At 69.8% G+C, this 9,702-nt stretch carries 8 protein-coding genes; 3 read left to right on the top strand and 5 right to left on the bottom strand.

Features of this window, described 5'->3' with window-relative positions; translation table 11 throughout:
- Positions 1–613: 613 nt before the first annotated feature.
- Positions 614–2,785: a catalase/peroxidase HPI gene (katG, locus tag M3N57_03950; protein ID MDP9021850.1), complete on the bottom strand. Its 2,172-nt coding sequence runs from the start codon at positions 2,783–2,785 to the stop codon at positions 614–616.
- Positions 2,786–2,970: 185 nt separating this feature from the next.
- Between katG and M3N57_03945 the strand changes: the two genes are divergently transcribed.
- The gene (locus tag M3N57_03945) at positions 2,971–3,381 is read left to right on the top strand and encodes a transcriptional repressor (protein MDP9021849.1); all 411 of its coding nucleotides are present in this window, start codon (positions 2,971–2,973) and stop codon (positions 3,379–3,381) included.
- A 281-nt stretch (positions 3,382–3,662) separates the two neighbouring features.
- Here M3N57_03945 and M3N57_03940 read toward each other — a convergent pair whose 3' ends face one another.
- Positions 3,663–4,340, bottom strand: coding sequence for a hypothetical protein (locus M3N57_03940; protein ID MDP9021848.1), 678 nt, complete (start codon positions 4,338–4,340; stop codon positions 3,663–3,665).
- Between the two features lie 342 nt (positions 4,341–4,682).
- Between M3N57_03940 and M3N57_03935 the strand changes: the two genes are divergently transcribed.
- Positions 4,683–6,038, top strand: coding sequence for a glycoside hydrolase family 6 protein (locus M3N57_03935; protein MDP9021847.1), 1,356 nt, complete (start codon positions 4,683–4,685; stop codon positions 6,036–6,038).
- 60 nt (positions 6,039–6,098) lie between these two features.
- Here M3N57_03935 and M3N57_03930 read toward each other — a convergent pair whose 3' ends face one another.
- From M3N57_03930 to M3N57_03920, 3 genes are all read right to left on the bottom strand, one after another.
- Positions 6,099–7,001: a ribokinase gene (locus M3N57_03930; GenBank protein MDP9021846.1), complete on the bottom strand. Its 903-nt coding sequence runs from the start codon at positions 6,999–7,001 to the stop codon at positions 6,099–6,101.
- Positions 6,994–8,019: a nucleoside hydrolase gene (locus tag M3N57_03925; protein ID MDP9021845.1), complete on the bottom strand. Its 1,026-nt coding sequence runs from the start codon at positions 8,017–8,019 to the stop codon at positions 6,994–6,996. Before M3N57_03925 ends, M3N57_03930 begins: the two co-directional genes overlap by 8 nt.
- An 88-nt stretch (positions 8,020–8,107) precedes the next feature.
- The gene (locus M3N57_03920) at positions 8,108–9,004 is read right to left on the bottom strand and encodes a 1,4-dihydroxy-2-naphthoyl-CoA synthase (GenBank protein ID MDP9021844.1); all 897 of its coding nucleotides are present in this window, start codon (positions 9,002–9,004) and stop codon (positions 8,108–8,110) included.
- Positions 9,005–9,100: 96 nt separating this feature from the next.
- Here M3N57_03920 and M3N57_03915 point away from each other — a divergent pair, with 96 nt between their 5' ends.
- Positions 9,101–9,700, top strand: coding sequence for a hypothetical protein (locus M3N57_03915; protein ID MDP9021843.1), 600 nt, complete (start codon positions 9,101–9,103; stop codon positions 9,698–9,700).
- The last annotated feature ends 2 nt before the right edge of the window (positions 9,701–9,702 follow it).

The following is a 9,702-nucleotide window of genomic DNA, read 5'->3' as shown; positions in this document are numbered from 1 at the left end:
CGGAGGCGTCAACATCGCTCGCGCTGTGGGTGGCGGTCGTGTGGAGGCGGTTATGCGAGCGCGCTTTCGGTGCCTGCGTCGTGGGCGAACACGCAGCTGATGCCAAGCTCACGCACTGTCGAGCGCACGTCGTCGAGGTTGTGGCGCTCCGTGAGACCAGGATGGCGAGGTCGGGGCGAAGCTCGCGGAGGCGCTCCGCGTCGAGGCGTTCGAGGACCATCGTATGCGTCGTCGCTGACCGTGACCTCGCTGCTCACGTCGCCTTCCCGGTCGCGTCGCATAGAGGCAGGCAGCCGCCCATCGTGCCGCGGGCGTCCCGAAGGACGGTGAGGCCGAGACAGCTCTCGGCCGCGAGCGGCAGGGATCGCGGTGGGAGAGGCGTGTTCCGCCTCCTCAGGGTGACGGTACGCATCGTCAACGCCGCTACAGGTCCCGATAACCGGCGTACGACGCCGGCTGCGCGACGTGCTTCAGGCGTCGAATACCAGACGTCAACGCGGCAGTTGCGGCAGAGAGCCGTATGAGCCCGGAGGCGATTTGCCGTAGAGGCAGCCGTTCGGGGATCCGCGCGAACTACCCCTAGGTCACTCCGCACCCAGGCGGGCCGTCGGCATCAGGCGAGGTCGAACCGGTCGAGGTTCATGAACTTGTCCCACGCGGCGACGAAGTCGTGCACGAACTTCTCCTCCGAGTCGTCGCCGCCGTAGACCTCCGCGATCGCTCGGAGCTGGGAGTTCGAGCCGAACACGAGGTCGACACGGGTGCCGGTCCACCTGACCTCGCCGGTCGCGCGGTCGCGACCCTCGAACACCTCATCACCCTCCGCGACCGGCTTCCACTCCGTGAGCAGGTTGACGAAGAAATCGTTGGTCAGCGTCCCCGGCCGGTCGGTGAGCACCCCGTACTTGGAGTCCCCGACGTTGGCGTCCAAGACGCGCAGACCGCCGACGAGCGCCGTCATCTCCGGTCCCGACAGCGTCAGCATGAACGCCTTGTCGAGCAGCAGGTGCTCGGTCGGGATCGGACCGTCCTTCTGGAGGTAGTTGCGGAACCCGTCGGCCATCGGCTCGAGGTAGCCGAACGACTCGACGTCGGTCTGCTCCTGGGTGGCGTCGGTCCGCCCCGGCGTGAAGGGGACCTCCAGGTCGTACCCGGCCTCCTCGGCTGCTGCCTCGACGGCGGCGCACCCGCCGAGCACGATCAGGTCCGCGAGCGAGACCCTCTTCCCGCCCGTCTGCGCGTCGTTGAACTCCTGCTGGATCTGCTCGAGGGTTGCCAGCACGCTCGACACGCCGGACCGGACGTTGACGTCCCAGTCGATCTGCGGCGAGAGGCGGATGCGCGCGCCGTTCGCACCGCCGCGCTTGTCGGTGTCGCGGTACGTCGACGCTGACGACCAGGCGGTGTTGACCAGCTGAGAGATGGACAGGCCCGAGTCGAGGATCCTCGCCTTGAGCGACGCGATGTCGTCGTCGTCGATGAGCTCGTGGTCGACCGCCGGGACCGGATCCTGCCAGAGCTGCTCCTCGTCGGGGACGAGCGGCCCGAGGTAGCGGATGCTCGGACCCATGTCCCGGTGGATGAGCTTGTACCAGGCCTTCGCGAAGGCGTCGGCGAGTTCGTCGGGGTCCTCGTGGAACCGCTCGGAGATCGGCCGGTACGCCGGGTCCTTGATGAGCGAGAGGTCGGTCGTGAGCATGACCGGCTTGTGTTTCTTCGACGGGTCGTGGGCGTCGGGGACGAGGTCCTCCTCGTCGACGTTGCGCGGTTCCCACTGCTTCGCGCCGGCGGCGCTCTCGGTCAGCTCGAAGTCGTCCTCGTACTTGAAGAGGATGTGGAAGAAGCCGTTGTCCCACCTCGTCGGGTTCGGCGTCCAGGCTCCTTCGAGCCCGCTCGTGACGGCCTCGGCGCCCTTGCCGCCCTTCCAGCCGAGGCCCTGCTCCTCGAGCCCGGCGGCCTCCGGCGCGGGGCCGACGGTCGCGGGGGTCGCACCGTGGGTCTTGCCGAACGTGTGGCCGCCGGCGATGAGCGCGACGGTCTCCTCGTCGTTCATCGCCATGCGACCGAACGTCACGCGGATGTCGTGCGCTGCCTTGAGGGGGTCCGGCTCACCGTTCGGCCCCTCCGGGTTGACGTAGATGAGACCCATCTGCGTGGCCGCGAGGGTGCCGAACAGCTCACGGTCGCCGACGTAGCGCTCGTCGCCGAGCCACTCGGCCTCCGGCCCCCAGAAGACGTCCTCCTCGGGCGCCCAGACGTCGCGGCGGCCGAAGCCGAAGCCGAAGGTTGGCAACCCCATGTGCTCGATCGCACGGTTGCCCGCGAAGATCAGGAGGTCCGCCCACGAGATCCGCCGGCCGTACTTCTTCTTGATCGGCCAGAGCAGGCGACGCGCCTTGTCGAGGTTGGCGTTGTCCGGCCAGCTGTTCAGGGGGGCGAACCGCTGTGAGCCGGACGCACCACCGCCGCGGCCGTCGCCGACCCGGTACGTACCCGCCGCGTGCCACGACATGCGGATGAACAGCGGGCCGTAGTGGCCGTAGTCGGCCGGCCACCAGTCCTGCGAGGTGGTCATCACCGCGTCGAGGTCCCGCGTCAGCTCGTCGACGTCGAGGCTCGCGAACGCCTCCGCGTAGTCGAAGTCCGGCCCCATCGGATCGGCCTTCGGGTGGTCCGGGTGGAGCAGCCGCAGGCTCACCTGGTGCGGCCACCACGTCTCGTTCGACGGCCCCGCACTCGACGTCCGGGCTCCCGAGAACGGGCACTGGCTCACGCGATCTGCCACGTCATGCTCCTCATGTCGTCACGTTGGGGGTGTCGCCAGCTCCCCAGGTTGAGGTCCGTCGCGGGTCGACCGTCGCTCCCCGGTGTCGGATATGTGCAGCGGGACGCGGACGCTAGAACAGTTCAAAGCTTGGAGCAAGCGGCGCCTTGGTATCCTCTGCATGGCGCCGAGGAGGTGACGAGCAGGTGACACCGCTGATCGACCGTCTGCGCCGGCGTGGGTGGCGGCTGACGGCCCAGCGACGCGTCATCGCCGAGGCGATGACGGGCGAGCACGTGCACATGGCGGCCGACGAGGTCCTCGAACGTGCCCGCGAGGCCCTGCCCGAGGTCAGCCTGGCCACCGTCTACAACACCCTCAACGAGCTGGTCAGCATCGGCGAGCTGCTCGAGATCACCCACGCCGACGGCCGCAAGCGCTACGACCCCAACGTCGCCGAGCGCCACCACCACCTCGTGTGCGTGGAGTGCGGGCGGATGCTCGACGTCCACGCCAACGACCCGAACCTGCCAGCCGACCAGCAACAGGGGTTCGAGGTCCTCGGCGTCGAGGTCACCTTCCGTGCGCGCTGCCCGGGGTGCGCCAACGCCGCCTGAGGAGCGCGGCGGCGCTGGAGACGGAGACGAGCACCGAGGCGCTGCCACGCGGACACGGTCCTGGCCGGAGCACTCCCCATGGAGGATCACGGGCTAGCCGTTACCCGGTTCCCGTCAGGCAGGCCGGGCGTTGTTGATCGTCTCAGCCGTCGCCGCGACACGCTTCTACGAGCTGGCCTCAGGCGCTTGTTCGTCGCCCGGTTCCCACTTCGGCGACGAGCGACAGCTCCCCTCCCACGTCCAGCACCGGGGCTGGCGTTATGGCGAAACCATGTCGCGGCTCAGTCGGTCCAGGTGACCGCGCCGACGCCGTAACGCTCGGTGGGGGTGCCATCTTCTGCGACGTCGAACTCCTCGTCACTGTCGTCATCGACAAAGACCACCACGGTCGCGCAGTCGGCGTCATCGGCCCGCATGGTCAGCCGAACGTGTGGCGGTTCGTCGCGTGTGTGAAGAGCGGTCGGCCACTCGTCGTCGACGTTCTCGTAGCGCTCACCGTTGACGGTGTCGAGGCGTGCCGCGCCAGTGTCGGAATCGCCCATGTGGTCGGCGTGCCCATCGCCGTCCTCGTCGACGAACGACAGGGGGCCGGGCTGGGTGGCGTCCACGTCGTCGCACGGAGTCCAGGCGAAGCCCAGTAGTCGCGGCGGGCGGCCGTCCTCGTCGGCGATGACGGTGAACGAAGCCTCCGAGCCCGCCGAGACCCGTTGCGGCTCCTGTGGCGAGACGACCAGTGTGCGGCGTGCGTCCTCGCCGGTTGATCCGGTCGGTGGCGTGGCGGTCTCGGTCACGGTCTCAGTCACCGTGATGGTCGGGGCGGTCGGACTCGCACCGGGTTCCGTCTCCTCCGTGGTGGCGCACGCCACCGCGGCGACGGCGGCGGCGACGGCCAGGATCGTCGACAGGCGCAGCATGGTGACTCCCGTTGCGACACGGTGGTGGATGCCGTCACCCACCATGGGACGGCAGGGGCAACCGCACATGGTCGCGGCTCCACCATCCGGACGGTGCCGCGACCGACGGTGACTGACGGCAGGGATCCGTCGCGCCGAGACGTTGCCAGCGTCCCACCCCCACGTGTCGGTGATGAACCACGCCCCACACGACCAAGCGGCGGTCCGAACAGCCATGGTCGCCTAGTCACGCTGAGGGCCACCCCGTGACTCGTTCGAGCGATTGTCGCGTCGACGACAGCGAAGTTCTCAAGGATCCCATCCGCGGTCGACGAGAAGGTGCATGCGAGATCTTCGAGCGGGCCCTCCCGATAGGGCTCCGCACCTGCCGATCCGAACGGAAACAACGTGCGCCGACCACTCTTGGCCGCTCTCGTCGTCGGAGCCCTGGCGGCACCGATGACGGCGACGCAGGCAGCGACCGCGAACAACCCGTTCGCCGGCCAGAGCTTCTTCGTCGACCCGAGTTCCAACGCCGCGAAGGAGGTTTCCGCCGACCCGGACAACGCCACCATCTGGAGCCGCATCGCTGACCACGCGCAAGCGGATTGGTTCGGAGACTGGTACTCCACCAGCACCGTCGCGAACAGCGTCGCTGACCGCATCAGGACGATCCAAGCAGCGGGTTCGCTCCCGGTGTTCGTCGTGTACGCCGTACCGCAGCGCGACTGCGGCGGGTACTCGTCGGGCGGCACCAACACGCCGGACGACTACAAGGGCTGGCTCGACCAGTTCGCCTCCGGACTCGGGCAGGCGAAAGCGGTCGTGGTGCTCGAACCCGACGCGCTGCCGATGCTGGACTGCTTGACCGGCCAGGACCAGCAGACCCGTCTGGGACTGCTGAACTGGGGGGTCGATCGCCTCAACTCGCAGGGCAACGTCTCGGTCTACCTCGACGCCGGCCACTCCCGCTGGCACTCCGACGCCACCATGGCGCAGCGACTGGCGGATGCCGGTGTGGCCAAGGCGCGTGGCTTCTCGCTGAACGTGTCGAACTTCCACTGGACCGCGGATGAGGTCGCCTACGGCAAGACCATCTCCGACAGGATCGGTGGCAAGCCGTTCGTGGTGGACACCTCCCGCAACGGTCTGGGCCCCTCCGCAGACCCCAACGACCCAGAGCCGTGGTGCAACCCGCCCGACCGTGCCCTCGGCACCCCGTCGACCGCGGAGACGGGCGACCCGAGGGTGGACGCGTTGTTCTGGATCAAGCGTCCCGGCGAATCCGACGGGACGTGCAAGGGTGGACCGCCAGCCGGAGCATGGTGGAAGGACTACGCCTTCGGTCTCGCTGACCGAGCCCCGTGGGCATCAGATGCCACCGCGCCCACCGAACCGGTCGACGAGGACGCGACGGCCGACCCTGCGCCCACCGCCCCGTCTCTCACCGTGTCGCAGATCGAGTACAGCACGAACGGTGGCAAGCACAACGACCGCCACCTGAACGTCTCGGTCGCGGTGACCGACGCAACCAACCCCGTGCCGGACGCGACCGTCACCGTCGACGTCTACCGCAACGCCGTTCTGCAGTTCCGCCAGACCTCGACGACGGGCGCCGACGGGACCGTGACGTTCGGCTACAACAACCACCGCAACGGCTGTTACACGACCGACGTGACGCTCATCCAGGCGGCCGAACTGTCCATCACCGATCCCGAGGAACCGGCCAACTCCTACGCCAAGGGCACGACCTGCCCGGCGTAGCCAACTGCTCCTGCCCGTCTCGCGGGATGCCGCCGTGCCGCCAGGAACGCGGGCAGCGCGTCAGTCGTTCAGACGCTGCCGTAGCTCGTCTCCTGTGAGCATGCCGTCGCGCGCCCCGTCGACCTCCACGGAGAAGGCGGCCGCCGCCACGCCGAGCCGGACAGCCTCGAGCAGTGGCCGCTCCTCAGCCAGGGCGGCGGCGAACACCCCGTTGAAGGTGTCACCCGCCCCGGTCGTGTCGCGCGCCACCACCTCGGGCGGGCTGATCGTCGTGACCTCGTCCCCGGCGACGACCAGCGCCCCGTCCGCACCCAACGTCACCACCACGGGGGCGCCCGTCACCTCCTGCGCCAGTCGCCGCGCCGCATCCTGCGGTTCGCCCTCACCGGCGATCACCCCGAGCTCACCGCGGTTCGGGGTCACGATCGCCCCGGAGCCGCGGAAGACGTCCGCCAGTTGTCGGCCGGGAGCGGGGTTGACCACGACCTGCCAGCCGGCGGATCGGCCCGCTTCGAGCGTCCGCACGACGGCGGCATCGGGGACCTCGAACACCGTGAGGATCACGCCCGGCGCCGGCAGCGCTGCGAGCACGTCGTCCAGGTCGCTGGCCTCGACCCGCATGTTCGCGCCGGATGCGACGGCGATCTGGTTGTCGCCCGCGCGGTCCACCATCACCAACGCGACGCCGGTGCTGGCGTCCGGGAGCCGTGCCACCCGCTCCGTCGAGACCTCGTCGGCGGCGAGTGCCGCGACGGCACCCTCACCGAGGTCGTCGTCACCCACGGCTCCCAACAGGTGCACGTCCGCCCCGTAGCGCGCCGCGGCGACGGCCTGGTTGGCGCCCTTCCCACCCCAGTGGCGCGCGAAGCGGCCACCCGCGACGGTCTCGCCGGGCCGCGGAAGGTGTTCGGTGACCACGACGAAGTCGACGTTGATCGACCCGACGACGACCACGCTACCCATAGGTGCGGACCGTCTCGACGAACAGGTCGAAGAACCGGGCGGTGTCGAGCCGCAGGCCGACCTCCGCGTTCGACGGCGGATACCTGTCCGGCTCGACCCCCGCACCGGCGAGCCTGCTGGTCGCCTCGGCCGTGTCGGCGTCGCGGACCGGCTGACGACGCGTTCCCTCGGCGTCATCCGCAACCGGTCGGGAGTCGCACACGGTCATGCCGCGCGTCAGCTCACCGTGCAGCTCCACGTCGACGTGCATCGGCCGCGCTTCGATCAAGCTGGGGTCGATCATCCAGGCGACCGCGCATGGGTCGTGGAGGGGTGCTCCTGCCAGGCCCGTCCGGGCGCTCGCTCTCGCGCTGTAGAAGCTCAGCAGGTCGACGCAGATCTCGCCTACGCGGGTCCCCGTGGCGCGCAGGCGGTCGAGTTCCTGGGGCCCCACGATGGCCTGGTGGGTGAGGTCGAGCCCCGCCATCCGGATCGGGACGCCGCTGCGGAGCACCAGCCGCGCCGCCTCCGGGTCGGCCCAGATGTTGAACTCGGCGGCCGGGGTCACGTTGCCGCCCGTGACCGCCCCGCCCATCAGCGTGATCTGCTCCAGACGCCCCGCGAGGGCGGGGTCGAGTTGCAGGGCGGCGGCGACGTTGGTCAGCGGCCCGGTCGCCACGAGCGTGAGCGGCTCATGCTCGACGGCGGCCTCTCGGAGGAAGTCGACGGCGTGTCGCGGCCGAGGTCCGATCGCCGGCTCAGGTAGCTGGGCGCCGTCGAGGCCCGTCTCCCCATGGACCTCGGCGGCATGGTGGGCTTCACCGACGAACGGACGGGCCGCGCCGGGGTGGACCGGGATGTGCTCGAGGCTCGCCAGCGTGAGGATCTTCAGCGCGTTGCGGGTCACCTTGTCCAACGATTGGTTGCCGTGCACCGTCGTGATGCCGACCACGTCGAGGTGGCGGGCGGCCAGCAGGATCGCCATGGCGTCGTCCTGGCCAGGGTCGCAGTCGAGGACGATGGTTGGCCGTGGACTCATCGCCTGGCTCCGCACCGATCGCCACCGGGAGGCGGCAAGCTTACGAGGGTCTGCGGAGGCGCGACCGCGGACCCCCAACCTGGCCGTGTCAGTAGTGGTAAGGGAACGGGCTCCAGTCGGGCGGGCGCTTCTCGAGGAACGCGTCGCGCCCCTCCTGCGCCTCGTCGGTCATGTACAGCAGGCGCGTCGCTTCCCCGGCGAACAGCTGCTGGCCGACGAACCCGTCGTCGACGACGTTGAGCGCGAACTTCAGCATCCGCGTGGCGGTGGGCGACTTCGCACAGACCTTACGGGCCCAGGTCAGGCCAACGCGCTCGAGATCGGCGCGCGGCACGACGGTGTTGACCATCCCCATGCGGTGAGCGTCGTGCGCGGAGTACTCGTCACCGAGGAAGAAGATCTCGCGGGCGAACTTCTGCCCGACCTGGCGGGCCAGGTAGGCCGACCCGAAGCCGCCGTCGAAGCTCGCGACGTCGAGGTCGGTCTGTTTGAAGCGGGCGTCGTCGCTCGCGATCGTGAGGTCGCAGACGACGTGGAGGCTGTGGCCTCCGCCGGCCGCCCAGCCGGCAACCAGGCAGATCACGACCTTGGGCATGAAGCGGATCAGGCGCTGCACCTCGAGGATGTGCAGACGGCCGGTCCGAGCGGCGTCGACCGTCTCGGCGGTCTCACCGGCTGCGTAGCGGTACCCGTCGCGTCCGCGGATGCGCTGGTCACCACCCGAGCAGAACGCCCACCCACCGTCTCGCGGCGACGGTCCGTTCCCGGTCAGCAGCACGCACCCCACGTCCGACGACTGCCGGGCGTGGTCGAGCGCCGTGTGCAGCTCATCGACCGTGTGGGGGCGGAAGGCGTTGCGGACCTCGGGCCGGTCGAGAGCGATACGGACCGCCCCGACGTCCCGCGCCCGGTGGTAGGTGATGTCGGTGAACGCGAAGCCGTCGATCTCCTCCCAGGCGTCGGCGTCGAATATCTCGGAGACCACCACCTGCTCCTCCCGCGGTGACGCCCGAGCGTAGGGAGCCGGGCGGGTCGCGCGCTGCGCCGGCCAGATCGGCCATGCTGGACCGGCGCCCACGTCGTGATGGATCCGATCGCGGCGTTGGGTCGGATGGGGCCACCGGATCAGACGCAGTTGAACGAGATGCAGTTGAACGCATGGGATGACCACCTGCTGCGCCGTGTGCAACGCACCTTCGTGACCGCGGAGACACCACAACAGCAACCGTTCGGTGAGTACGCGGGACGTTGGCTGGCGACGACGCTGCCGTCGACGACGGACGCGGTCGTGTCCGCGGTGCTCCGCGGCGCCGGGGTGTGGCGCGGCAAGCGCTTCCTCGACGGCCGCGGAGCGAACATCGTCGCAGCCCGTGCCGTTCCGCTGTTGCGGGCGATCACCGACCAGGTCCAGACCCGCGGTGCGCACGCGGAGGCGGCACCGTTCGAGATCCGCCGAGGCCCGACGATCCACGGGGTCGGTGACGCCTGGCTGCTGGACTACGACGTGGCGGTCAACCGCTGGCCGCTCCGCCAGTTGCGCGACGAGGTCCGCGCGACCCGAGACGGGCGGCTGATCGGCCGTGCGACGCTCGAGCTGGTCGGACGCCGGGGCGTGCTCGGCTACTTCCTGCTGCGGTCGGTTGATCGGTCGCGTGTCGCACGGCCGGCACACCCTGGGTGACG

The organism is Actinomycetota bacterium, from assembly GCA_030776725.1.
Taxonomy (GTDB): Bacteria; Actinomycetota; Nitriliruptoria; order Nitriliruptorales; family JAHWKO01; genus JAHWKW01.
Note: the sequence above shows the minus strand (reverse complement) of the source record. Positions and strands in the feature narration are given on the sequence as shown.

What these genes read in the sequence shown, in the direction of transcription:
- M3N57_03940 (MDP9021848.1), bottom strand. Translation starts at nt 4,340, where the DNA reads ATGGTGGGTGACGGCATCCACCACCGTGTCGCAACGGGAGTCACCATG.
- M3N57_03930 (MDP9021846.1), bottom strand. Translation starts at nt 7,001, where the DNA reads ATGGGTAGCGTGGTCGTCGTCGGGTCGATCAACGTCGACTTCGTCGTG.
- M3N57_03925 (MDP9021845.1), bottom strand. Translation starts at nt 8,019, where the DNA reads ATGAGTCCACGGCCAACCATCGTCCTCGACTGCGACCCTGGCCAGGAC.